Annotated in this window: 27 protein-coding genes; 13 read left to right on the top strand and 14 right to left on the bottom strand. The window is 65.1% G+C overall.

The annotated features are described in order from the left end of the window. Positions 1 to 4 precede the first annotated feature (4 nt). The 3 genes from NDY25_RS03415 to NDY25_RS03405 form a co-directional block, all read right to left on the bottom strand. On the bottom strand, positions 5 to 1,105 hold the full coding sequence (locus NDY25_RS03415) for a Glu/Leu/Phe/Val dehydrogenase dimerization domain-containing protein (RefSeq protein ID WP_023903276.1): 1,101 nt from the start codon (positions 1,103 to 1,105) through the stop codon (positions 5 to 7). Between the two features lie 156 nt (positions 1,106 to 1,261). After that, positions 1,262 to 2,530, bottom strand: coding sequence for a 2OG-Fe(II) oxygenase (locus tag NDY25_RS03410; RefSeq protein WP_168958341.1), 1,269 nt, complete (start codon positions 2,528 to 2,530; stop codon positions 1,262 to 1,264). Between the two features lie 35 nt (positions 2,531 to 2,565). Beyond that, complete coding sequence (locus NDY25_RS03405) at positions 2,566 to 3,093, bottom strand: M48 family metallopeptidase (RefSeq protein WP_168958342.1); 528 nt, start codon at positions 3,091 to 3,093, stop codon at positions 2,566 to 2,568. 176 nt (positions 3,094 to 3,269) lie between these two features. Between NDY25_RS03405 and NDY25_RS03400 the strand changes: the two genes are divergently transcribed. Next, a complete protein-coding gene (locus NDY25_RS03400; RefSeq protein WP_006452844.1) occupies positions 3,270 to 3,443 on the top strand; it encodes a DUF1328 domain-containing protein in 174 nt (57 codons plus the stop codon). 196 nt (positions 3,444 to 3,639) lie between these two features. Here the strand turns inward: NDY25_RS03400 and NDY25_RS03395 are convergent, their stop codons facing one another. Next, a complete protein-coding gene (locus NDY25_RS03395) occupies positions 3,640 to 3,894 on the bottom strand; it encodes a DUF2789 domain-containing protein (protein WP_006452845.1) in 255 nt (84 codons plus the stop codon). A 131-nt stretch (positions 3,895 to 4,025) separates the two neighbouring features. Between NDY25_RS03395 and NDY25_RS03390 the strand changes: the two genes are divergently transcribed. Then, on the top strand, positions 4,026 to 4,292 hold the full coding sequence (locus NDY25_RS03390; protein ID WP_115038393.1) for a DksA/TraR family C4-type zinc finger protein: 267 nt from the start codon (positions 4,026 to 4,028) through the stop codon (positions 4,290 to 4,292). A gap of 16 nt (positions 4,293 to 4,308) precedes the next feature. On the opposite strand, the gene NDY25_RS03385 is transcribed toward NDY25_RS03390, so the two are convergent. Together NDY25_RS03385 and NDY25_RS03380 are read right to left on the bottom strand one after the other, a co-directional pair. After that, positions 4,309 to 4,902: a mechanosensitive ion channel family protein gene (locus NDY25_RS03385; protein WP_168958343.1), complete on the bottom strand. Its 594-nt coding sequence runs from the start codon at positions 4,900 to 4,902 to the stop codon at positions 4,309 to 4,311. A gap of 72 nt (positions 4,903 to 4,974) precedes the next feature. Beyond that, on the bottom strand, positions 4,975 to 5,223 hold the full coding sequence (locus NDY25_RS03380) for a hypothetical protein (RefSeq protein WP_233366487.1): 249 nt from the start codon (positions 5,221 to 5,223) through the stop codon (positions 4,975 to 4,977). Positions 5,224 to 5,410: 187 nt separating this feature from the next. On the opposite strand from NDY25_RS03380, the gene NDY25_RS03375 reads away from it, so the two are divergent. The 3 genes from NDY25_RS03375 to NDY25_RS03365 are packed head-to-tail and all read left to right on the top strand — an operon-like array spanning position 5,411 to position 7,418. Continuing rightward, positions 5,411 to 5,998: an RNA polymerase sigma factor gene (locus NDY25_RS03375; protein WP_168958344.1), complete on the top strand. Its 588-nt coding sequence runs from the start codon at positions 5,411 to 5,413 to the stop codon at positions 5,996 to 5,998. Beyond that, positions 5,995 to 6,522 carry a hypothetical protein gene (locus NDY25_RS03370; RefSeq protein ID WP_168958345.1) on the top strand — a complete coding sequence of 176 codons (528 nt, stop codon included), beginning with the start codon at positions 5,995 to 5,997 and terminating at the stop codon, positions 6,520 to 6,522. The genes NDY25_RS03375 and NDY25_RS03370 overlap by 4 nt, the downstream gene beginning before the upstream one ends. An 11-nt stretch (positions 6,523 to 6,533) precedes the next feature. Next, entirely contained in the window at positions 6,534 to 7,418 is an 885-nt protein-coding gene (locus NDY25_RS03365; protein ID WP_168958346.1) for a DUF4097 family beta strand repeat-containing protein, read from the top strand. Positions 7,419 to 7,492: 74 nt separating this feature from the next. Here NDY25_RS03365 and NDY25_RS03360 read toward each other — a convergent pair whose 3' ends face one another. From NDY25_RS03360 to NDY25_RS03345, 4 genes are all read right to left on the bottom strand, one after another. Further along, entirely contained in the window at positions 7,493 to 7,678 is a 186-nt protein-coding gene (locus tag NDY25_RS03360; RefSeq protein ID WP_010366034.1) for a hypothetical protein, read from the bottom strand. Positions 7,679 to 7,910: 232 nt separating this feature from the next. Continuing rightward, on the bottom strand, positions 7,911 to 9,266 hold the full coding sequence (locus tag NDY25_RS03355) for an Hsp70 family protein (RefSeq protein ID WP_168958347.1): 1,356 nt from the start codon (positions 9,264 to 9,266) through the stop codon (positions 7,911 to 7,913). 124 nt (positions 9,267 to 9,390) lie between these two features. Next, positions 9,391 to 9,864: an FKBP-type peptidyl-prolyl cis-trans isomerase gene (locus NDY25_RS03350; protein ID WP_168958348.1), complete on the bottom strand. Its 474-nt coding sequence runs from the start codon at positions 9,862 to 9,864 to the stop codon at positions 9,391 to 9,393. Between the two features lie 290 nt (positions 9,865 to 10,154). Next, a complete protein-coding gene (locus tag NDY25_RS03345) occupies positions 10,155 to 11,225 on the bottom strand; it encodes a cation diffusion facilitator family transporter (protein WP_425526348.1) in 1,071 nt (356 codons plus the stop codon). A 115-nt stretch (positions 11,226 to 11,340) separates the two neighbouring features. Between NDY25_RS03345 and NDY25_RS03340 the strand changes: the two genes are divergently transcribed. Continuing rightward, positions 11,341 to 11,676 (top strand): zinc ribbon domain-containing protein YjdM, encoded by a 336-nt coding sequence (locus NDY25_RS03340; RefSeq protein WP_168958350.1) that lies wholly within the window; start codon positions 11,341 to 11,343, stop codon positions 11,674 to 11,676. A gap of 117 nt (positions 11,677 to 11,793) precedes the next feature. On the opposite strand, the gene NDY25_RS03335 is transcribed toward NDY25_RS03340, so the two are convergent. From NDY25_RS03335 to NDY25_RS03325, 3 genes are all read right to left on the bottom strand, one after another. Next, positions 11,794 to 12,585, bottom strand: a complete 792-nt coding sequence (locus tag NDY25_RS03335) for a hypothetical protein (RefSeq protein WP_233366484.1) — start codon at positions 12,583 to 12,585, stop codon at positions 11,794 to 11,796. A gap of 205 nt (positions 12,586 to 12,790) precedes the next feature. Next, positions 12,791 to 13,846, bottom strand: a complete 1,056-nt coding sequence (locus tag NDY25_RS03330) for a L,D-transpeptidase (protein ID WP_168958352.1) — start codon at positions 13,844 to 13,846, stop codon at positions 12,791 to 12,793. Between the two features lie 372 nt (positions 13,847 to 14,218). Beyond that, complete coding sequence (locus tag NDY25_RS03325) at positions 14,219 to 15,337, bottom strand: alkene reductase (protein ID WP_168958353.1); 1,119 nt, start codon at positions 15,335 to 15,337, stop codon at positions 14,219 to 14,221. A gap of 221 nt (positions 15,338 to 15,558) precedes the next feature. Here NDY25_RS03325 and NDY25_RS03320 point away from each other — a divergent pair, with 221 nt between their 5' ends. From NDY25_RS03320 to NDY25_RS03290, 7 genes are all read left to right on the top strand, one after another. Then, complete coding sequence (locus NDY25_RS03320; RefSeq protein WP_168958354.1) at positions 15,559 to 16,764, top strand: MFS transporter; 1,206 nt, start codon at positions 15,559 to 15,561, stop codon at positions 16,762 to 16,764. A gap of 149 nt (positions 16,765 to 16,913) precedes the next feature. Beyond that, a complete protein-coding gene (locus tag NDY25_RS03315) occupies positions 16,914 to 17,084 on the top strand; it encodes a hypothetical protein (protein ID WP_043908770.1) in 171 nt (56 codons plus the stop codon). Between the two features lie 227 nt (positions 17,085 to 17,311). After that, positions 17,312 to 17,767: a PA2169 family four-helix-bundle protein gene (locus NDY25_RS03310; protein ID WP_168958355.1), complete on the top strand. Its 456-nt coding sequence runs from the start codon at positions 17,312 to 17,314 to the stop codon at positions 17,765 to 17,767. Between the two features lie 268 nt (positions 17,768 to 18,035). Then, positions 18,036 to 18,638, top strand: a complete 603-nt coding sequence (thpR, locus tag NDY25_RS03305) for an RNA 2',3'-cyclic phosphodiesterase (protein ID WP_168958356.1) — start codon at positions 18,036 to 18,038, stop codon at positions 18,636 to 18,638. 35 nt (positions 18,639 to 18,673) lie between these two features. Further along, positions 18,674 to 19,279, top strand: a complete 606-nt coding sequence (locus NDY25_RS03300; RefSeq protein ID WP_168958357.1) for an HD domain-containing protein — start codon at positions 18,674 to 18,676, stop codon at positions 19,277 to 19,279. Positions 19,280 to 19,341: 62 nt separating this feature from the next. Next, positions 19,342 to 19,524, top strand: coding sequence for an oxidoreductase-like domain-containing protein (locus tag NDY25_RS03295; RefSeq protein ID WP_023903301.1), 183 nt, complete (start codon positions 19,342 to 19,344; stop codon positions 19,522 to 19,524). Between the two features lie 71 nt (positions 19,525 to 19,595). Continuing rightward, a complete protein-coding gene (locus tag NDY25_RS03290) occupies positions 19,596 to 20,969 on the top strand; it encodes a virulence factor (protein WP_168958358.1) in 1,374 nt (457 codons plus the stop codon). 213 nt (positions 20,970 to 21,182) lie between these two features. On the opposite strand, the gene mprF is transcribed toward NDY25_RS03290, so the two are convergent. Continuing rightward, positions 21,183 to 23,747 (bottom strand): bifunctional lysylphosphatidylglycerol flippase/synthetase MprF, encoded by a 2,565-nt coding sequence (mprF, locus tag NDY25_RS03285; RefSeq protein WP_168958359.1) that lies wholly within the window; start codon positions 23,745 to 23,747, stop codon positions 21,183 to 21,185. Positions 23,748 to 23,939: the final 192 nt, after the last annotated feature.

Below are 23,939 nucleotides of genomic sequence, written 5' to 3'. Positions count from 1 at the left end.
CGGATCACTCGCCGCGCAGCTTGTGCAAAAAGCGCGGTGCGGTGCGGCCCAGCGGCAATTTGAGCTTGCTGATGGCCTCGATGCGCGTTTCGGCGATCTGATCGGCTGCCTGCTGCGGCGGTACGCCCAGCTGCGTGGACAGATCGAACACCTTTTCCAGATTGTGATAGATGCTGCGGATCAGCCGCATCGCGCGCTCGCGGTTGTAGCCGTCGATCTCCAGCGACACATTCATCACGCCGCCGGCATTGACCACATAATCGGGTGCGTACAGGATGCCGCGCTTGTGCAACTCTTGCCCGATGGCGGCGCTGGCGAGCTGGTTGTTGGCGGTGCCGCAAATGATCTTGGCCTTGAGCCGTGGCAGGGTCTGTTCGTTGATCGCGCCTTCCAGCGCGCACGGCGCGAACACATCGGCCGGAACTTCGTAGATCTCGTCCACACGCACGGCTTCGGCGCCGTATTCGGCCACTGCGCGGTCCACCAGCGCCGGGTTCAGATCGGTTACATATAGTTTTGCGCCGCGTTCCTTGAGCAGCTTCACCAGCTCCATGCCGATATGGCCCAGGCCCTGGATCGCGATGCTGGACTTGCCGACTTCTTCATGGCCGAGCCTGCGATTGAGCGAGGCCATCAGCGCCTGCAGCGCGCCGTAGGCGGTGAACGGGGCGGGATCGCCGGAGCCGCGATGCACCTGATGCACGCCGGTGACGTACTCGCTCTCCAGGTAGATCTTTTCCATGTCGTTGACGTCGGTGCCCACGTCCTCGGAGGTGATGTAGCGCCCGCCCAGGGTGTCGACAAAACGGCCGAACGCGCGGAACAGCGCCTCGGACTTGTCGGTCTTGGGGTCGCCGATGATCACCGCCTTGCCGCCGCCGACATTCAGTCCGGCCAGTGCGTTCTTGTAGGTCATGGTGCGGCTGAGCCGCAGCGCGTCGTCGAGTGCCGCTTCGCTAGTGGGGTACGGGCGCATGCGCACGCCGCCCAGTGCTGGCCCGAGACGGGTGCTGTGCAAGGCGATGATCGCTTTGAGGCCGGCGTCGCGGTTGTGACAGAAAATCACCTGCTCGTGGCCGGTGGTATCGAGGGTTTCGAAAAGCATCGAAGGCTCCGCGGGGCTGCGTGATGTGCCTTCCCTGAGGCCGGGTCTGGACCCGTGCAATGGGAAACAAAAAACGCGACGTCTGCAGACCCTGTCCGATCACGTCGCGCTGCAACATTTTAAACCACGTCGGTAGGGGCTTGTGTATGAATCTGTTCACCAATGCCGATAACGCTGCTGCCGAAACCACAAGGTTCCCAGCCATTTGCTGCCCGTGGTGACCGGTAGGCCGGCGTGCAGCGAATCGGGATCGGGGCGGCCATCGGCCTGCAGGTTGTCGAAGCACACCACTGACCCGGCACGCGGCTGTACCCGGATGCCAGCAACAGGGAACTCGGTTTCGCCGCCTGCGCCGACAGCGTTGAGATAGACGCATGCGGTGCGCAGCCGATTGCCGGCGCCAGGGTGGTCTGCGGCGATCGTGCCGGGCGGCAGGTAGTCGCGATGGGCGCGGTAGTGCTCGCCCGGCGCGTAGCACAGCACCGACAGCGCTTCGGCGTGGGTCAACGGCAGCTGCGCGCAGGCCGCCACGCGCGCCTGCGCTGCACGTGCAGCGAAGTCTTCGAGGATCGGATCCAGCGTGGCGCCGCGGCTGGTGCGGATCGGCGTTCGGTGCGTGCTCGCATCGTTGGGGTCCACCACCTGCGAAGCACGCAGATGCGGCCGTGCCAGCAGCATCAGCAAGCGGCATTCGTCGACAGACAGCACAGCGGAGACTTCCTCGATCATGGGCGCGTCGTGGCGCCGCGTCGTCACGTTTCTTTGGGGCGCGAAACTGATGTGGTCCTCGTCGCCAACGGGGTCGCCACCGGGATCGGGTGGCGGGATCCGCACATCGGGCAGTGCGGCGATGCCCAAGGGTTGCAATTGCCGCAACAGCTGCGCCGCGGCCTCAGGCTGCGGCGGGACGCCTTCGCCGCGCAGCAAGCGCTCTGCCAGCAGTGCGGCCGCCAGCGCATCGCCGCCTGCGGCGGCGCGCTCCAGCAGGGCGACGCAGCGGCGTTGCTGTTGCGGGTGATCGATGCGGCCGTGCTGGATGGCCAGTGCGCGGAGTGCGAGTGGGTAGTCGGCCAAGGCTGCGGCGTGCAGTTGCGCGTATGCCTGCGGCGCCAGCGCCAACGGGGTGTCGGTGACCGCCAGCGTTGCCAGCAGATAACGTGCTGCTGCGGAGTCCTGGCGCTCGGCCTGCTGCCAGTGCGCCAGCGTCTGGGCACTATCCACATCGCAACCGATACCGTAGGCCAGCATGCGCCCGGCTTCGATCAGTGCAGTGGGATCGCCGGCGGCCGCGCCCCGTGTGTACCAGACCAAGGCCTGCTCGGTCTGCCCGGCGCGCACCAGCGCCTGTGCCAAGGCATTCATTGCGGCGGGCTGTTGCCCGTTGGCAGCTTGCGTCAGGTCGGCGAGTGCATGCGTCTGTTCCATCGCGGCATCCTAAGCCCTGCCCGGGCGATGCGCGATCAGCTGCTCGCCGACAGCGCCAGCTGGGTCAGATACAGGCGCAGATCGAACTCCAGTTGGTGGTAGTCGCGCGTCATGTGGTTGCACAGCTGGTAGAAGGCCTTGTTGTGATCGGCCTCCTTCAGATGCGCCAGCTCGTGGGCCACGATCATCTGCAGAAATGGCTCTGGAGCATCGCGGAACAGCGAGGCGATGCGGATTTCGCGGCTGGCCTTGAGCCGGCTGCCGTGCACGCGCGAGATGGCGGTGTGCGTGCCCAGCGCATGCTTCACCACCTGCAGATGGTTGTCGTACATCGCCTTGTGCAAGGTGGGCGATGAGCGCATGTAGCGCTCCTTCATCGCTTTGACGTACTCGTACAGATGGCGGTCGGTGCGGATCTCATGGCGGTCCGGGTAGCGCCGTGCCAGCACCGCTGCGAGTTTGTCCTGCGCGATCAGCGCGCGCACCTGATCCAGGACGGCGGGCGGGTAACCGGTGAGATAGCGGAGAGTGTCCATGCCGATCGAGTGCTGCGAAGTGCACATGATCGCCGATGCAGGTGCCGGTGGCGAATCTGCGCGCGCGAATGTGGCGGTGTGTGTCAAGCGTATTCACGAATGCGGCACACCTGGATGCGTAGCGTGCAGCGCATGTTTTGCGGTGTGTTGCCGCAGGCACACGACTAAAAACACGGCAGCGTGCCGGACGAGGAGACAACAACATGATCAAGTGGGCCATTATTTTCGCCATCATCGGACTGATCGCCGGTGCGCTCGGGTTTGGCGGCATGGCGGGCGCTGCGATGGGCATTGCCAAGTTTCTGTTCTGGGCCGGCATCATCATCGCCATCGTGCTGTTCGTGCTGGGTGTGACGATCGCCAAGAAGGTGACCTGACGTCCGAGTGCTTGGCGTCGGCGCGCGCTTCGCACGCCAGCCACGTTACCTGGAATGCAAAAGAGCGGCCACTGGCCGCTCTTTTTTGTTATTGCAATCTGATCAATCGAATCGGCCGGGGCAGGTATTTGGCCGGCGCAAGTAAAAGACTACAGGCGAGTTCTACCGCAATGCTTTCGCTGCGCTCTTGCGTAGATCAGACGCCGGTGTCTTCGGCGGTGGTGTGCAAGGCGATGTTGAGTTGATCGATGGTCACGATCCAGTCGGCATCGTCGAGGCGTTCTTCACGCAGCAACTGTGCCTGTGCCGGAGTCCAGAAGGGCGCCTCTTCCAGACGCACATCGCCCGGCAATGGAGAGTGCTCATCGATAAAGTCGCGAATGCTGACTTCGTCCGATGGCAGACCCAACTGGGCGAATAATTCGGAGAACGGGTGGACGGGTTGTTCCATTGCAGATTCCTCAACGAGTGCGAATACCCCGATGCTAGAGCACCCGATTTGAGCGCACTGTGCACGTCCGGCTTGGATTTGCCTTTGGGCATGCCCATATTCCACTCCTGAGCCAACAAGCCGAGGCGATCATGGCGACCGGATGGGCGGGTGATGGGGCGGTGCAGGACCAGATCGATGCAACCGTCGAGGATGCGATCAAGCGCGCGCGGAGCCAGCTGCATCAGGGCCCGAGCCTGACGCATTGCGAAGAGTGCGATGCAGCGATTCCCGAAGCGCGCCGCAAGGCAGTGCCGGGCGTGCACCTATGCGTGAATTGCCAGGAAGCGCACGATCTTGAGCAAGCGGCGCAAGGCGGCTACAACCGCCGCGGCAGTAAGGACAGCCAGCTGCGTTGACAGCTGGATGGGCGTCTTAGTGGGTGTTGAAGTGGCTGGTCTCGCGCCAGCGACGCGTGGTGCGCTGGAAGAACAGGCTGTTGGGAACCTGCAGCACGCTGCCTGCATGGTCGCCGGTTTCTTCCAGTGTCGTGTAAATCACGTTGATGTCGATCACGCGGCCTTTCAGGCCCGGCTTGTCGCCACCTTCGAGCAATTCGATATGGTCGTGCAGGCGGAACGGGCGCGTGGTGATGATCAGGAACGTGCAGAAGATATTGGACAGCACGCTCCATGCCGCGAAGAACGCCACCGCACCGACCGCCGCGAACCCGGTGAACGCGGTCCACAAGGTGCCGCTGGAGACGCCAAGCACGTTCAGCACCGTCAGCACGGCGGTGACCGAGATGACGAAGCTGCCCACACGCCGGATACCGATCATCATTTCTGCCGGCAGGCTGTAGCGCGTACACAAGCGCCGCAGCAGTTGCCGCAGCAGCAGCCGTACCAATGCGGCAACGGCGACGATCAACACGATCTGCACCGTTGGCACTGCGACAGCCAGCCACTGCGGATTCCAGTGCGGCAGCAGGCTACGGATCATGGTGGGCAACGCATCGGGCGCGGACATCACATCATGCAGGTTGGGCGGATGCCCATTGTAACGGGGCGCTCGGGGAAGACAGCATGCAGTTGCAGGCGGCTAGCGCGTAATACCCGCACTGGATGCGGAGAGCGCGACCAAGCGCTGCCAGCGCTGTTCCAGGTGACGCACCAGCGTCCATTCCCATGGTGTGCTCATCGCGACGCAAGACACCTGCTTGAGCGGTAAACGCAGCAGACACAGCTCCAGGCGCGCCGGGGTCAGTGTGAGCTGCAGCGCATCCATCGGCAGCGGGGCCGGGCAGTGGGTGGAGCACAGGCTCAGGAGCAATCCAAGAACATGCGGCATGTGGGCTTCCGATCAGAATGCCTGCGCTTGGAGCGGCCGATGACCGTGCCCAGGCAAGCGATGCGACGCAGGAGTGCGCTATCGAAAGGATTGGATGCGCCGGCAGGCGAAAAGGTTTACGCCGTGCTCGAAGAAAAACAGTTTGCCGGGTTTAAACCTTTGCGCTGTCTGGCGCATCGAACTGGATATGCTCGACACCGCCATGCCCATCGATGCCTCAGAGTGCGACAGCCCCGCCGACCGCGATGACGCCGGCTTGGCGCGTGCTGCTGCGCGCGGAGATCGCGCTGCCTACGAGACCATCTATCGCCGCCACTCGCCGCGGTTGTATGCGGTGGTCTGGCGCTTGTGCGGTGGCAACGCGGCGCGCGCCGACGATGTGCTGCAGGAAACCTTCATCGCGGCATGGAAGGCCTTGCCGCAATTCCGTTTTCAAAGTGTGCTGGGTACCTGGCTGCATCGCCTGGCGGTCAACACCGCCTTGATGGAGTTGCGTGCGCGCTCGGCTGCGAGCGACCACATGGTGGACGATGCCGACGGCGAGATTCTCGCGGCGATTCCTGGCGCAGCGCATTGCCAATCGACCCGGATGGATCTGGAGCGCGCGCTGGAAACATTGCCGCCGCGTGCACGCGCGGTGCTGGTACTGCACGACATCGAGGGCTGGAAACATCAGGAGATTGCCGACCAATTGCACATGGCGGTCGGCAGTTCCAAGGCACAACTACATCGCGCGCGCGGCTTGCTGCGTGCGCGGCTGGGAGACACCGTATGAATCACGATCCGCATGACCCTCGCGATACCGACGACGCTGCGTTGTGCGCGCGTTTGCGGGCATTGCCGCAACACCGCCAGCCACCGGCGCAGGTGTGGGAGCGCATTGCGCCCGCATTGACGGCGCACTCCAACGTGGTCGCATTGATGCCACGCCGTCATCGCGCATGGGCCTGGCCTGCACTGGGTGTGGCGCTGGCCGCTGCGCTGGCGTTGGTGGTCATCGTGCCCGGGCTCGATCGGCAGGCACGTACGCCCGTCCCCATGCAGCCCGCGCTGGTGGCGCAGGCACAGGCGATGGCCGGGCAGTACCAGCAGGCGATTGCGGCATTTCCAGTCCAGCAGGTGCCGGCCGATCTGCGTCCGGCGCTGAATGAGCTGGATCAAAGCGTACAGGCCATCCACGCCGCGATCGCGCAGAGCCCGGGCTCTGCATTTTTGTTGTCGCAGCTGCAGCGTACCTATGCGAAGCGGCTGCAATTGACCCGTCTTGCCGCACAGGGCGAGGCGTCTTTTCCTAGCTGAGGAGCATGCACATGCGTTACGCCCATCTTTCCCTGTTGCTGCTGGCTGCGGTGTGCGCCGTGCCGGCAGCGGCGCAGACCACGCTGAAGCAGACCCATCCGCTGGCGCGCGGTGGGCGCGTGGAGGTGGAAAACATTGCCGGGCAGATTCGCGTGCGCGGCTGGGATCGCGACGAGGTGGCGCTGACCGGCAGCTTGGGCGAGGGGCAGCGGCTGGATGTCGACGCAAGCCCGGACTTGCTGCAGCTTGAGGTGATCTACCCGCGCAACGGCCGCAACAGTAAGGGCGCTCAACTGGAGTTGCGGGTCCCGCGTGCGGCGTTGCTGGACGTGGAGGCGGTAAGTGCCTCGGTCGATGTCGATCAGGTCGATCTGGCGCGGTTGCAGCTCAAGTCGGTCAGCGGCGATGTGGTCGCCGGTGGGCGCGCCAAGGAGGCGCAACTGGAAACCGTCAGCGGCTCGCTGCGTAGCTCGGTGGCCAGCGGGCGGCTGACGCTGGGCACGGTGAGTGGGCAGATCGATGCGCCCTCGGGCGCCAGCGGGGTGATCTCGGTCGAGTCCGTCTCCGGCCAGATCCGGGTTGGCGCGGGGCAGGTGTCGCAGCTGCGCGCCGAGAGTGTGTCCGGGGGAACGGCGCTGACGGTGACCGGGCTGGCGCCTGGCGGCAGTATCGCGGCGGAGAGTGTCAGTGGCGCGATCACCCTGGGCGTGCCGCGCAATGTCTCGGCAGCGCTACAGGTGGACGTGTTCAGTGGTGACATCCGCTCGGTGGCCGGGCAGGTGGAGCGGCCGGAGTACGGCCCGGGCAAGAGTCTGAAAACCAGGCTGGGGGCGGGCAATGGCGACGTCAAACTGGAATCGCACTCGGGCTCGGTGCGCATCGATTACAGCAACTGATGGCTGGATTCTGATTCCTGAAACAAGCGTGCCACCTTGCGGTGGCACGTTGAGCAAACACTTCGGAGCAACGCTTAGGCGATCTTGTCGCCATCGTTGCGAGCTGGGCCGAAGTTGGTGGTGAGCACTTCAATCCTGCCGCCGGTCTTGCGGAACGCGGCGATGTCGGCAGCGATACGCTCACGACTGAGCGGCTGCGACTTGCCTTCGCTGCGAGCGATGCTGGGCTGGGATTTCTGCTTGGTCGCGGGACGTGCCATGTGGCCTCCTGTAGCGGGGAAGTGCAAGGACATCGCGTGCGGCTAGGGTGGCGCGCGCAGAAGCGATGTCGAGAGGTGCGATCGCGTTCGGTGCGCAATCGCGGCGGCACGGCAAGCGTGCCTTGCAGACAAGACGGCGGGGCGTCCGGCAGCAACCGTGCATTGTATGGGAAGTTGCGCCGGATTGCGTTAACGCGTGCTGTGCACAGCTAACCGACCATCTAGCTGCCGCTTACCGCGCGGCAGCCCAGGCCAGGCCCTGGACCACACCAAAGGACGGATCGCCTTGCACCAGGCGCGATTCCGGGAAGGCGGCCGCGACCGTGTCACGGATATAGCCTGCGCGCGACATGCCGCCGGTGAGGAACAGCGTGGCCGGCGGCGCGGCCAAGTCGGCACGCACCTGCGCGAGCAGGCCTTCCAGTTCGCCCAGATAGTTGGAAGCGGACGCCACCAGTGCGCTGGCCTGCACATCCACGCCCAGCCCACGCTCGATGAAGTCCAGCGCCGCCTGGTGCTGGTCGCGCTCGCTGAGCGCGATCTTGCAGGCTTCCACGCCGCGATACAGGCGCGCGGTGTTGCCGGTGTCCTGCAGCGCCTGCAGACGCTTGTCGAACGGGGCGGGCACGTCCTGGTACTTGTGCAGGCGGAATTCGCGCTGGCGGGTCATGTCCTGCATCATCGCCGCTTCCACATAGTGGTGGGTCGGCACGCGGGTGATGCCGCGGCCGAACAGCGGCATGTAGGCGGCCAGGCTCAGCGCAAGATCGATATCGGTACCGCCGCGTGCGATGCCCCAGGCGCGGTGCACCTGCGGCGCGTCGCTGCCGCCGACGCTGGCATGCGCGATGTCGGTGGTACCGCCGCCGATGTCCACCACCACGGTGTCGTGCCGGGTGTCGTGGCTGACGTGGTAGTGCATGGCGGCGGCTGCGGGCTCTTCGAGGAAATCCACTGTATCGAAGCCCGCAGCGATGGCGGCGGTCTGCAGGATCTCCAGCGCCTGCGCATTGCCGGCCTCGCCGATCGAGCTGCGGAACTGCACCGGGCGGCCTAGCGTGGCGCTGCGGATGTTGATGTCGAACTGGCGCGAGGCGGTGAGCCGGATGTGTTCCAGCACATGCGTGGCGATGCCGGTGATGGTCTGGCGCGCACGCGGATGCAGGTTATAGCCCAGCATCGACTTGGGGCTCTGCACCAGGCTGCCTTCGCCTTCGAGGAAATACGCATCCAGCGCTTCGTCGCCATAGACCGCGTTCTGCAGCAGGGCGGCAGAGCTGCGCGGCTCGCGTACCTGTTCTTCCATCCATTGGCGGCGCACGATGCGGATCGCATCGCGGCGCAGGCTGTCGTTGGCGGGCGTGCGGCCGGCGGCAAGCGCGTCGCGGCGACCCGAGTCGATCAGCCGTTCCACCTCGTATTCCAGCGCCGGGGTGAGGCTGAAATCGTCCGGGTCGCGCATGGTCTCGGGGAAATACACCGTGGTGCGGAACTGCAGGTCCTGCCCGAACCGCACCGGCACCACCTGGCCATCGACGATCGCCGCAGCGGCGGAATTGCTGGTACCGAAGTCGATGCCGAGTTTCATGCAGGCGGGCCTATGAGCGGGCCGCGCACTTTACTACTTCTGCCGTTTGCGTCGTGGGCAAGGGTCCGCGCGCAGGTCGCAGCAGCCGAAGCGCCGTGCACCCGCAGGCGCACGGCGCGATGACTCATGCCGCAAGGTTGGCGACGTGACCTTCGTTCAGTTCTTCGGTGGTGGCTTCGCGCACTTCGATGACTTCGACCGCGAAATGCAGGGTCTGCCCGGCCAGCGGGTGATTGCCGTCGACGGTGACATGCTCCGGGCCGACGTCGGTGACCGTCACCAGCACCGGTCCTTGCTGGGTACGGGCCTCGAACTGCACGCCCGGCACCACTTCGATATCGGTGGGAAAGGCATCGCGCGGCACCTGCTGGATCAACTGCGCATGGCGCGGGCCATAGCCTTGTTCGGGCGCCACATCGGCGGTGAGCGTTTCGCCCAGGCGCTTGCCGTCCAGCGCCTGCTCCAGGCCCGGCACGATATTGCCGGCGCCGTGCAGATAGGTCAGCGGCGTGTCCGGCGTGGAGCGGTCCAGCACCTGGCCGGTGTCGTCGGAAAGAGTGTAGTGAATGGTCGCAACGCGACCCTGGCTGATTTCCATTGGAAACCTCCATGACGGTGATCGAGTGGAATGCATCGGCTGATTCACGATGCGAAGAGATGCTGCACGCCCACCGTAGGCAATCGCCTTCGATCATGCAACCGCAGCCGATCCGGCGGTTAGGGCGAGGATCAGCTTGGTCGTGGTGGTGTCAGATTGGGCCATGCCTGCAGCCGAAGGTCATGCGTCGACTGTCTGGCTGCACTGGAACTACGCGGCGGATGTTTTGCATCGCACGTCAGCAGGTGTTTCGCATGTTTCAACGTGCACCCAAACGCACGTGCTGCGCGCTAGTCGGGTTGTGCCCCGCGTTCGATCTCGGAGCGACGTGCATGCCAGGTTTCAGGCGTTTGCGGCTTGATGAACAGTGCGGTGAGCTCGGGGTGCTGGCGTTTGGCGGCGGCCTCGATGCGCCCGACGCAGGCTTCGATCTGCGGCGTGGTGCGGCTGTCTTCGAACTCGGCGCTCAACGCAGCCACCACTTGGTTCGGGCCCATCTGCATGGTGAGGACGCCGTTGGCGGCGCGCACGTCCGGGTCGCTGGCGGCAATGCGCAGCAGCGATTCGGTGACGTGCGCATATGCGGGCTCGCCGATCAGCAAGCCCTTGGTTTCGCGCGCCAGCAGGAACGCGGTGACCGCCAGTACGCCGGCGATGCCGATCGAGGCGATGCCATCGAGTTCGGGCATGTCCAGCAGTTGCGCGCCGGCAAGGCCAAGCACGGCCATGAACAAACCGATCAATGCGGCGCTGTCTTCGAGCAACACGGTGAACGTGCTGGGATCCTTGCTTTGCCGAAACGCCTGGAAATAGCCCATGCGGCCCTTCTTCGCGCGGAACTCGCGCAAGGCCACCACCCAGGAAATGCCTTCGAACACGATCGACACGCCGAGCACGATGTAGGCGATCAGATGGCTCTTGGCCGGCTCGGGATTGCGCAGATGCACGATGCCTTCGTACAGCGACACGCCTGCGCCCATCGCAAACACCAGTAGCGCGACGATGAAGCTCCAGAAATACAGCTCGCGTCCGTAGCCGAACGGATGGGTAGGCGTCGGCGCCTGCGCTGCGCGCCGCAGGCCGTAGAGCAGCAGCACTTCGTTGATGGTGTCCACCAGCGAATGCACGCCTTCGCTGAGCATCGCCGAGCTGCCGGAAATGCCGGCGGCGATGAACTTGGCGATTGCGATGGCCAGGTTACCGGCCAGCGCCACGTAGACGACCAGGTGCGAGCCAGTCTTCTTTGCGGCACTGGCATTGGCATTTGCCGCGCTGGGTCCGGTGGCCCCAGGCTCGGCAGCGCGATGCTCTGCAGATTCGGGCGCGCCGCAGGGCGGATTGGGGACCGATTGATTGGACACGCGCGACCTGCAAGGCATTCGACAAGCGCCGCACTATCGCGCCACCGCCGTGCCGGAGACGTGATCGCGCGGCCGGGGCGCTACAATCCACGCCCGTTTTGAGCTTAGGAATCGCATGTCCACCGTTCCCGCCTGTCCGCAATGCGGCCTGGACAACACCTATGTCGACGGCACCTTGTCGATCTGCGCAGACTGCGGCTTCGAATGGAGCGCCGGCGACTCCGCCGCGACTGCGACGGTGGTGCGCGACAGCAACGGCAATGTGTTGCAGGCCGGCGACACGGTGAGCGTGATCAAGGATCTGAAGGTCAAGGGCTCGTCGATTCCGCTCAAGCAGGGCACGCTGATCCGCAATATCCGCCTGGTCGAGGACGATGCCGAGCACATCGAAGGCAATTCGGAAAAGATCAAGGGCCTGGTGTTGAAGACCTGTTTTCTGCGCAAGGCGTGAGGCGATTGTGGCTGCGGCAATGCCGCGTACGGCGTGTGTAGGAGCGCGCTTGCGCGCGATGAGGCGTTATCGATAACGCTTCATCGCGCGCAAGCGCGCTCCTACGACGCGGCACTTTCAATCGCGTGGGTAGACCGCTGCAACCGTGCAGCTCTGGCGCATTCGCGCGGCCAGGCCACCGCGCGTGGCGCTCAGGTCGCCCTGCTGGCCGGATTCGGCAGCCGCGCCGGCAAGCGCCATCTCGTCGAGCACGTCGACCTTGTCGCCGGGATTGCCGCAGATGGCATTCAAGCCCATGCCGGACACGAAGCGGATCGGCGGCGCGCCGCTGAGTTCGCGGCAGCTGTCCATCAGTTCCACACGGTAATGGCGATGCGTACCGGGATGACGTGGCGAGACTTCCACCACCAGACCTTGGCCATCTTCCGACCAGGAGCGCAGCATGCTGGGATTGAAGCAATAGCTGGATGAGCCGGCGAAATTGCGCCGACGCGACTCGCGCACGCTGATGCCTTCCAGGGTCGGTACGCCGCTGTGGTCGCGTTGCCTGGCTGCGCTGGCGTACTCGCGCGCACTGAGCGTGGCGACCTGGCTGATTGCGCAGCGTTGCTGAGCGGTGCTCACGTACGCTTGCGCACCATTGCAGACCCAACCGTGCGCCGCCAACAGGCTGGCATCCGCTTGCGCGGCAAGTTGCGGGCAGTCCTGCGCCAGGGTGAGGCGGAACAGTCGTCCGCCGTTTTCGGCCACGGCCAGCGTGCGTGCATCGACTTGATGCAGCTCGGCCAGCTGGCGTGCATCCAGACACTCGGCGTTTGGTGCGGCCGGGCGCACCGGCTCTGCCGATGCAGTGGATAACGCGCAACTGAAAAACGTGCTGCCGAGCAGAACCGCAGTGAGTACACGCATCACGCACATCCTTGGCAATGAGGTATGGCTGCATCATCTGCCAAGCAGGCTGCGCTGACAATCGCAACGTGCGACGCGTCGAGCGTTCGACAAAACCGTGCGGGCGGCCTGCGCGGGACATCGCCAGCGACCATGCGCGCGCGCAACCTCACGCGCACCTTGCACCTTGCACCTTGCTGCTGCGATAACGCTGCGCAGCTTGCGCTCAAGGCGCCTCGGGCGGATCCGAATTCAGCACCTGCAACTTGCCGCCGTTGGTCTCGGGAAGAATGCGTTGATCGGTGGCCACCAACACTACGCCAGGCGTCAGCAGCGGCAGCAATCCAGCCAGAAATGCCGGTGGAACCTGCAGCCGCGCGATTGTGTCGGCGTCCAGTGCTTGTCCTGCTGCGGCACTGCTGCCGGGGATGCCGATGCGCATCCAGTTGGGCATGCGTTGACCGGGCAGGCCGGGCACCTCGCCGGGCAAAAATCCCTGGCCGACAATAAAGGCCTGCGTGCCCAGCGGCGCGGCGCCCGGTTGCGCGTGCAGCGCGACTTGCGCACGTCCGATTTCCACACCATTGCGATACACCACCAGCTGCTGGTCGCTGCTGCTGACCAGCATCGAGATCGGGCCGGTGGGCGCCAGTTCCGGTTGCCATGCAAATGCCTGGCCGTTGGGTAGCGGCAGCAATGCGCGCTGCGCGCCGGTGGTCGGGTCGATCGGGCTGAGTGCGCGTGGATGCACCACTGCGTCGGCATCCACGCCCGCCTGCGCGACCACCACCACCATGCCCATGTTGGAGTTGTCGAACAGCAGCCGCGCGAATTCCGATGGCAGATGCACGCAGCCATGCGATTCCGGATAACCGGGCAAGCCGCCGGCATGCAGGGCCACGCCATCCCAGGTCAGTCGTTGCTGATACGGCATCGGCGCGGCATTGTAGATGTTGGAGCGGTGGTCCTTGTCCTTCTGCAGGATGGTGAACACACCGGTAGGCGTCTCGTGCCCGGGCTTGCCGGAACTGATGGTGGAGACACCGATCAGGATGCCGTTGCGATACGCATAGGCGCGTTGCTCGGTGAGGCTGACGATCACCGCCATCGGCCCCCAGCCTTTGCTGATGCCGCCCCAGATCCATTCGCCCGGTTTGAGCTGTGCGGGCGCGGTTTCGGCAGGGCTGGATTGGCGCGCGCCCCAGAACGGCACGGCAATGGCGTGCCCGCAGATCAGCAGCGTGCACATAAGAACGGAAGTGAGCAGGGGCCGCATCGGCATTCCAGAAAGCAGTGTCGGCACGATCCTAGCGGGGCAGGGTGTGCGCGTCATGTGGTTGGTGTTGGTGTTGGTGCGCGATGCGAAGGTGCCGGCGTTGCGATGGGCGCGATGTGTCCGCGGTTGGGTATCCAACGAGCCTGTGGCGCAACCAACGCATAAGCGTTCGGCCTTGCGCGCTGGGTCAACGAGTGACTTGCAGACGCAAAATGATCGCCCAATCGCGATGGCAATCGGGCAAGAGGTGCGTGTTGTGCTCACCTGAAACAGTCGGCAGGCGATCTGCTCAGAACCGCAGTGCGCGCATGTACAGGCAGATCTGAAGCATCGACTGCACTCGCTTGATGCTGAGCGCAGCCGGTGTGCCAGCCGGGCTTAGTTCGGCAATGCGGGGTAGTCGGTATAGCCTTCGGCACCGCCGCCGTACATGGTGGCCTGGTCGAAGTCGGCCAGCGGGGCGTTTTCGCGCAGGCGACGCACCAGATCCGGGTTGGCGATGTAGGGGCGGCCGTAGGCGATCGCATCGGCATAGCCGCTGTCGATGGCCTTTTCGGACAGCGCCTTGTCGTAGCTGTTGTTGGCGATCCAGGTACCGTCGAACTTCGCGCGCAGCGCGGCGTAGTCGAAGGCCACGTTGTCGCGCGGACCGCCGGTTGCACCTTCGATCACGTGCACGAAGGCCAGCCCGCCGATCAGGTTGAGACGCTCGACCGCACGCTCGAACAAGGGCTGCGGATCGGAGTCGTGCATGCCGTATACCGGTGTGACCGGCGACAGGCGCACACCGGTGCGCTCGGCGCCGATCTCGTCGGCAATGGCCTGCACTACTTCGGCCAGCAGGCGAGTGCGGTTTTCGATATCGCCGCCGTACGCGTCGGTGCGCTGGTTGGAACCGTCACGCAGGAACTGGTCGAGCAGGTAGCCGTTGGCTGCATGCACTTCCACGCCGTCAAAGCCCGCATCGATGGCGTTGCGCGCGGCGATGCGGTAGTCCTCGATCAGGGCGGGGATTTCGTCCAGCGCCAGTGCGCGCGGCTCGGACACATCTTCAAAGCCATTCTTGGTGAAGGTCTTGCCTTCGGCGCGGATGGCGCTGGGCGCGACCGGCGATTCGCCCGGCGGCAGCACGCTGGTATGCGACACGCGGCCCACATGCCACAGCTGCAACACGATCTTGCCGCCGCGGCGATGCACTTCCTCGGTGACCGCCCGCCAGCCTTCGATTTGTTCTTTGCTGTGGATGCCGGGCGTGTCGAGATAACCCTGACCGAGCGGGCTGATCTGGGTGCCTTCGGCCACGATCAATCCGGCGCTGGCACGCTGGCCGTAATACTCGGCGGCGAGCGGCGAGGGCACCTGACCGGCGACGGCGCGGTTGCGCGTCAGCGGCGCCATGATCACGCGGTTGGCAAGATCCAGCGCGCCCAGGCGCACCGGGGAGAACAACGGAGATTCAGTGGATTTGGACATCAGCAACCAGTTGAAGTTGATCACGCGCCAGGCGCGACACCGCGCCGATCGCGAGTGCCCCCTAGCGATGGTGGCGGACCCAAGCGGATTCGAGCGATGCCGATAGGACACAGCGTCTTTCATTGCAATGGAAGGCGCTGAACTGTGACGTGTTGGGGCTCGGCGCTGAATCGCTGCAGGCGGCATCCTTTCGCTCGATGCTGCATTGCACAATAATAAGCCGCCCCGTCATTCTGGAGTCGGGCATGTCCGATACCGATCTCTCACCGCCGCCCGTCTCGCGGCGCGATTACGTGCTGATCCTGTTTGCGTTGGCGATGGGCGGCTTTGCGATCGGCATCAGCGAATTCTCGACCATGGGGTTGATGACACAGATCGCGCAGGGGCTGCAGATCAGCGAGCCGCAGGTCGGTCACATCATCAGTGCCTATGCGTTAGGTGTGGTGGTCGGGGCACCGTTGCTGGCGATTCTTGGCGCGCGCTGGCCACGGCGCACCTTGTTGCTGCTGTTGATGGTGTTTTACGCGTTGGGCAACCTGGCCAGTGCGTTGGCGCCAAGCTATCACACGATGTTGCTGTGCCGCTTTATCGCCGGTTTGCCGCATGGTGCGTACTTCGGCGTGGCCTCGTTGGTGGCCGCATCGATCAGCCCGCCCAATCAACGCGCCACTGCGGTGGGCCGCGTGTTGATGGGCTTGAGCATCGCCTTGCTGGTAGGCAACCCGCTGGCGACCTGGCTGGGCCAGATCGTGAGCTGGCGGTGGGCGTACGCGGCGGTGTCGGTGCTTGCGCTGTGCACGGTTGCCGCAGTGGCAGCGCGCTTGCCGCCTGCGCCGGACGAGCCACGTCAACAGCCGTTGCGCGAGCTGCGCGCGTTCAATCAGCCGCAGGTGTGGCTGGCATTGGCAATCGGCGCGGTGGGTTTTTCCGGCATGTTCTGCGTCTTCAGTTATCTGGCGCCGACCTTGACTGCCGTCACCGGCGTGGAGCCGGCGCGGATTCCCCTGGCCATGGTGGCGTTCGGTGTCGGTGGTGTGCTCGGCAGCATCCTGGGCGGCTGGCTGTTCGATCGTATGCAGTTCCGCGCGGTGCCGGTACTGTTGGTGTGGTCGGTGGTGGTGATGCTGACGTTTCCGTTGGCCGCGCAATCGGGCCTGTGGGTGTTCGTCTCCATCGTGGCCGTGGGTACCATGGGCGCGTTGGCCCCCGCATTGCAGACGCGTTTGATGGATGTGGCAGCCGAAGCGCAGACCCTGGCGGCGGCATCCAACCATGCGGCGTTCAATACTGCCAATGCATTGGGCCCATGGCTGGGGGGCATGGCGATCACCGCAGGCTGGGGATGGACGTCCACCGGCTATGTGGGTGCGGCAACCGCGCTGGGCGGTTTGTTGGTGTACGCGCTGGCGGTGTGGCAGGAGCGTCGGCAACGTGTGTTGGTGGCGAGCTGATCCGCATTGCCGCGTTCGGTAGCGCGTTTTTCTGGGGCTTCAACGGCAATCGGTCACGCGATGCAGCACAGACGCATCGCGTATCCACAGCCAACTCACGGCATCGCACCGAGACTGCAGGCTCGAACACAAGCGGACCGAACAGTGCCATGACCGAGTTCACTCCACCGCCGTGGAAGCGCCCCAATCCCAAGCGTAAATCTGCCTCCACGCCACTAAGCGATGCGCAGAAAGCAGCGGCCAGACAACGTGCGGAAGAAGCAGGGCGGCCGTATCCCAATCTGGTGGACAACATGTGGGCGAGCCGGCAACCCAAGTGAGTTTTGACTTCGCGTTGGCATCGATGAATCGCTATTCATTGCCTGCATGACCGCGTGAGGAAGCGACCCCCATAACTCACATGCGGATTATGCGCGCGCCGCCACTATGGGCCCGTACACAACGTCAAGGCAGCGCAATCAACGCATCGATTGCCTCATCCCCAAAGCCGGCGCGACCGCATCTGCTAGACGACGCAGCGCTGGCCCACCGCAACAAGGAGCGACACATGAGCATTCAGAGCAAGACCGAGCATAGCCTCAACGACCTCATCGCCATTTCCCGCGACGGCAAGGACTTCTACGATGAAGCCGCAGCCAAGGTCGACGATGTAGAACTTGCGACGCTGTTCCGCCGCATCGCTGGCGTCAAGTCCGACATCGTCAGCAACCTGAGCACTGTTGTCGCAGCCGCCGGCGGCGAGCCGAAGACCAGCGGCACCATGGTCGGCAGCATGCAGCAGTTCTACGGCAAGGTCCGTGCAACGCTGGGCGACACCAAGTATGGCTACGTGGCAGAGCTGGAAGAGTCCGAAGACCGTCTGTTGAAGGCCTTCGATGAAACCATCGCCGACCAGGATACTCCGGCGGCTGCACGCGACGCCGCACTGCGCCTGCTTCCGGAAGTGCGTGCATGTCATGACGTGATGCGTAACCGCAAGCACGCGATGAAAAGCGCCGCATAAGCTGCGTGCGTGACCGCAGTGCATCCAGGTGATGCAGCTCGCGGAGTAAACCTATAAAGGCGGAAACGGGTAGCGCAAGCTGCCCGTTTCTTTTTGTGTGGGGCATGCAGGCGCACATGCAGATACGGCGCACGTGTTCTGTTCCACGCAACCGTGCGCGTTCCACGTTGCCAGCCACGTTTTTGCGTGTGTCAGACACCCGCCCGGTCTGCTAGTATCCGCCGCCCTTCCTCCGGCAGGCCCGCATGCGCGGTCGTGGACTCACCCCATGAAACAGCAGTTCCTGTACCTGTCATCGGCCGAGGCGCAGTTGTCGCTGGGCCTGGGGGAAGAGAAGACCACCGAGCGTCTGTTTTTTGCGGTGATGGCCGATGCGCGCACTGCCGAGCATGCGGCAACCATCGCCGAAGGGTTGCTTGGTAGCGGTCAGGTCGATGGCAAGCCGCTTGCGCGCGAACGGCTGCATGTGACCTTGCATCATCTGGGCGATTACGCAGGCGGTTTGCCGCCGTCGTTGGTGAGCCGCGCCAGTCAGGCGGCCGAGCGCGTGGCGCTGGATGCATTCGACGTGGTGTTCGATCGGGTGGGCACCTTCGGTGGACGGCGTTCGCAGTTGCCGTGCGTGTTGCGCGGCGAAGAGCAAGTGCGCGGGTTGTATGAATTGCAAGGCGCACTGGGTCGGCAACTGGCGCATGTGGGCATTGCCGGCGATGCGCAGTACACGCCGCATATGACGCTGCTGTATTGCAATCAGGCGTTGCCGCAGCGGCGCTGCGATACGCTCGCCTGGACGGTGCGCGAGTTCGCGCTGGTGCGCAGCTTTCTCGGCCAATCGCGTTACCAGATCGAAGGCCGCTGGTCGCTGCGCTGATGTGCAGGCGGGCGCGCACGCGGTAGCCTGCGTGCATGGACGCCACCACACCACTGCCATTGCAGGCCGAGCACCTGGCCGCGCTCGAACAGGCCTATGCCACGCCACCGCGCGCCTACCATCACTTCGGCCATGTGCGCGCGCTGCTGCAGCATTACGCCGAAGTCGCCGCCGGGCCGGGCTGGCAGCAGCCGGCCGAGGTCTGGCTGGCGGTGTTGTTTCACGATGCGGTGTATCAGCCCGGGCGCAGCGACAACGAGGCGGAATCTGCCAACTGGGCGGCGCAGTGCATTCCGCGCTGGTGGCCGCAGGCGCAGGTGGATGTGGAGCGTGTGCAAAGCCTGATTCTGCTGACTGCACGTCACGGGCAACTGCAGCCGCAGGACGTGGACGCCGAAGCGGCGTTGTTTCTGGATTGCGACATGGCGATTCTCGCCGCACCGGCAGCGGTGTTCGATGCGTACGACCGTGCCATTGCCGCCGAATACCGCGGACATGTGCCAAGCGTGCTGTTCCGGCTCAACCGCCGGCGTTTTCTGGCCGGCCTGCTCAAGCGCCCGCGCATCTTCTTGAGCGATGACTTCCATACGCGCTGTGATGCGGCTGCGCGGGCCAATCTTCGCCGGCGGCTGGGTCGCTGATCCGGTGCCGATGATCCTGGCGGTTCATCCAGGCACAGCAACAGCGCACGCTACAATAGCGCATGCACGACAGCGCCGTTTCCGCCACCGATCCACGCCCGCAACCCCCCGAGCCGCCTGCGCCCAATGAGTGCTGCGAAAGCGGTTGTCCGTTGTGCGTGCATGATCTGTACGCCGAGGAACTGGCGCGCTACCGGCAGGCGCTGGCAGCCTGGGAAGCGCGTCAGCAAGCGGGTGCGCCGTAAGCGAAGCGTCGCGCTTCGCGCTGCAGCCTGGAACGATTATCTTTGAATCACTTTTCCTTCGATGGTGCGACATGCGACGACTTGAGATTTGGAGCGCGCTCTGCGGCGCGGCGGTGTTGGCGCTATCGGGCGCGGTCGCCGCACAGGCGCCGCAACCGGTGAGCCATGGCCGTTTCGAGCAGGTGCCGGTGCTGATGCCCAAGGGCGAGCCGCAGCGTGTGGTGATCTGGCTGAGCGGTGCCGGCAATGCCGCCAAGCGCCAGGCGCAGGCAGAAAGCTTGCGTGCCGATGGCGCGATGGTGGCGATGGTGGACACCGCGCATCTGTACGCGGTGCTGCGCAAGGCCGGCGGTACCTGCGCGTTCTCGGTGGGCGATGTGGAGAACTTTTCCCGCTATCTGCAGGCCTTCTATCACATCCCCACCTACCGTCTGCCATTGCTGGTCGGCGACGGCGATGGAGCGGCACTGGCTTATGCGATCGGTGCACAAGCCAAGCCGCATGTGCTGGCCGGCGTGCTCACCGATGGGCTGTGCCCGGCGGCGGTCTCCGACCAGGCGATCTGCCAGCCGGGCGTGCGTCCGGGCAGCAACGCGCTGCTCCCGGTGCCGCTGCAGATTCCCTGGGTGCTGGCCGGCAGCCGGGACAAGCGTTGCCCGGCCGCGACCGAAGATAGCTTCCTCAAGCAGGTGCCGCAGGCGCGCACGTTCACGCGTTCCGCGCAGGGCGATATCTTGCCGGGCCTGCGCGCTGCCGCCCGCTCGTTGGGCGAGCAGAAGGGCGTGGCGCTGCCGCCGCCGCCGGGCGGGCTGGCCGATCTGCCAGTGGTGGAAGTGCCGGCCAAACCCGACGGCGACAGCGACGACGACACCTTTGTGATCTTCGTCTCCGGTGATGGTGGCTGGGCGGGTCTGGATGAAGAAGTGGCCGACGCGCTGGCCGCGCAGGGCATTCCGGTGGTGGGCCTGGATTCGCTGCGTTACTTCTGGACCGAACGCACGCCGCAAGGCTTCGCGACCGATCTGGACCGCATCGCGCGCTTCTATGCGCAGCGTTGGCAGCGCCAGCGGGTGGTGCTGATCGGCTTTTCGCAAGGCGCAGACGTGTTGCCGGCAGCGATCAACAAGCTACCGGCGCAGACCAGGCGGAACATCCGCATGACGGCGCTGTTGTCGGTGGGCAAGCTGGCGGACTACGAGTTCCATGTCAGCAACTGGCTGGGTTCGGACGACGATGGCCTGCCGATCGCGCCGGAAGTGCAGCGTCTGCCTGCCGGCACCACGGTGTGCATCTACGGCCAGGACGATGAGGACGCGCTTTGCCCGAGCCTGCCGGCGCAGGCGGCCAAGCGGGTTGCGCTGCCGGGCGATCATCACTTCAAGGGCGATTACGCCACCTTGGCCAAGGTGATCATGGAGCAGTTGCACGGGCTGTCGAAGCCGTGAGCTAGCGGGGCATCTTTCCATCCGCAGCTTTTCCTTCAGCCGCCGACAATATCCGAAGGTGCTTGCACGCGTGCCGGCATGGGACCTTACGCGGCATGGATGCCGCGTAAGAGCCTACACGGACGTACTTGCGGCGTGTCCCATGCCGGTACGCGCGCAAGCGCCCCTCAGTAAACCGAGCATTTCGCACAAAGGCGCAGGCATCACGCGACCTTATTCCTGCCTGCCAGGATCCACCGAGATCAAGCGAGTCACATCCAGCAACGCCGCCGGCAAGTGCATGCCGCCCGGCGCGACCAGATAGCGCGGGCGCCAGGTCGGCGCGAACTTCGACTTGAAGCGGCGCAAGCCGCTGAATCCGTAGAAGCGTTCGCCGTGCCGCGCGACCAGGCTGGCGAAACGGTTCCAGCGGCCGGCCAGTCGATGCTCGGCCATGCCCGACAGTGGCGCCATGCCCAGCGAGAAGCGCGTGTAGCCATTGGCCTGGCCCCACAGGAACAGCTCGATAAACAGGAAGTCCATGGTGCCCTTGGGCGCCTGCGCACTGTGGCGCATCAGATCCACCGACAGCTCGCCGCCGGCCGGCGCCCACCACACGTTGGCGAAGGCCATGATCTGTCCTTCCGCCTCGGCCACCGCTACCGGAAACCGTCGCAGGTACTCCGCATCGAAGCTGCCCAACGAAAAGCCTTTCTCTTCGCCGGCTTTTTCTTCCAGCCATTGCTCGGACACCTCGGCCAGCTGCGGCAGCACCGCCTCCACTTGCTCGGGTTGCAGCATGCGGAAGGTCAGGCCGCCGCGCTTGCCTCGGTTCCAGGCCTGGCGCAGGTCGGCACGGTCGCGGCCTTCCAGGGTGAAGCCTTCCAGGGGCACGATCGCCTCTTCGCCCAGCTTGACCAGGGTCAGCCCCATGTCGAGGTAGGTCTGCCAGTATTTTTCGCCGACCTGGTAGAACACCGGGCGCAGGCCCATGTGGTCGGCCTCTTCGCGGAAACGCCACATCAATGCGCGCGCAACCTCCGGCGGGCCGACCGGGTCGCCCATCGAGATCAGCGAGCCGCCGTAGCGCTGCATCATCACAAACCCACGCCCCTGCTCATCGAGCAAAAACGCCTTGTCGCCGGTCAACGCCAGGCAGGCCTGGGTGTCGGTGCTGATGGCCAGAATCGGTGCCAGCGTCTGCAGCGTCTGCGCATCGGCGGCCGGCATCGGGCGGCGCCCGCCACGCAGCAGGCGCGCCATGCCGAACACGATCACGCCCACGCACAGGATCAGCGCCGCGCGCAGCGCACGCGGGGCATTGGCCGAGGTGGCGAACTGCCACCACAGGTCGTTGCTGTATTCGACATGGCTGTAGACGAAAAACAGCAGCCAGAAGGTGGCCACCAGCACCAGGCCCAGATTGCTCAGCCAGCGCCACGACCAGGCTTCGTCCAGCAGCGCGCCCTGGCGATAGAACTCACGGCGTGCCGCCCACAGCGCAACCGCCGCCAATGCGGCCGACAGCGAGACCGAGATATGGCTGCCGCGCAACAGCGACAGCGGCGGCAGCAGCACGCACACGCCCAGCGCCAGCGCCCAGGCCGCATGGCTGCGGCGTTGCAGGCCTTGGCCGATCAGCAGCAACAACATGCCGCCCAGGCTGACCAGCAGATGCGAGGTTTCGATCAGCGGCAGCGGCGCCACTTGCTGACGCGCGCGCGGGGTGGGCAAGGTGCCGTCGATCATCAGCGCCGCACCCACCGCAAACACCGCCAAGGCCAGAATCTGCGGCAGCCACGGGCGAAACGCCTTCCACACCGTGCGTGCGGTGCTCGCACTGGCGCGCACTGGCGCACCCAGGCCGGAAGCGGCCGCCATTGCCACCGAGATCAGCAACGGCACGATGTAGTAGGTGACCCGGTAGGCCAGCGCCGCGGCCAGCACCGCGGCGGGGGTGACATGTGGCAGCAGCTTGAGCAGGCTCCACTCGAACACGCCCAGGCCGGCCGGCACGGTGGAGATCAGGCCGGCGACCACTGCCACCAACCAGATGCCGATAAAACCGAAATAGCCGGTGCCCGGATCCGGCGGCAGCAGCACGTAGAACGCGGCCGCAGCCAGGCCCAGTTCGACCACGCTCAGCGCGGTCACCCCCAGCACCGTGGTGCGATCGGGCAGCCAGAAGCGATGGCTGCGGATGCCGAATTCGCGGCCCTGTCTGCCGACCAATACCAGCATCGCCACGTAGCCGACCAGCAGGGCGATGCCCGCAATGCGGATGCCTTCGGCAGCGATCGGCAGGGCGCGTGCGGCCGCTTCCGGTTCCAGCATCAAGGCCAGGCCAAGCAGCACCCAGGCGCCGAAGATGAAGCCCAGTGTGCTCATCAGCACTACCTGGCCGATCTCGGCCAGGGTCAGCCCCACGCTGCCATAACCGCGCAAGCGCACCGCGCCGCCGGTCAGTGCAGCAAAGCCCAATGTCTGCCCGACCGCGTGCGCCATGAACGCGGTGATGCCCACCCGCGCCGGATGCAAGCGCTTGCCGGTGCGCTTGAGCCCCACCCAGTCAAAGCCCACCAGGCAGGCGTAGCTGCTCAAGCCCAGCAGCAGGGTGAGCGCGATCTGGCCGACCCCCAGTTCACGGAACGCCTGGCGGATCTGCCGATAGCCGTGGTCAGTGAACTGAGAGGACAGCGCGTGCAGCGCCATCGCCAGGATCGCCAGGCTGATGATCACCGGCAGGGCGCGACGCCAACCGCTGGCGGGCGTTTCGGAAGACACGGGGGTATCCGTCATGAGGGCAACGGGATCTGCTTGAGGGAAAGAGGGTGCATGCACGGAATGTGCCGCGCGCGGAGGGTCTGCATGGGCCGGTCGATTGAAGTGCGTGCAGCGTGATCGCGTCAATGCAGAAATGAAGTGAACGCTAAGGTTCGGCCATACCGATATTTGTCCGCGCATGGCGGCCGCGCGCATCATAGGGCAAAG

Source organism: Xanthomonas hortorum pv. pelargonii (assembly GCF_024499015.1).
Lineage (GTDB): Bacteria > Pseudomonadota > Gammaproteobacteria > Xanthomonadales > Xanthomonadaceae > Xanthomonas > Xanthomonas hortorum_B.
Note: the sequence above shows the minus strand (reverse complement) of the source record. Positions and strands in the feature narration are given on the sequence as shown.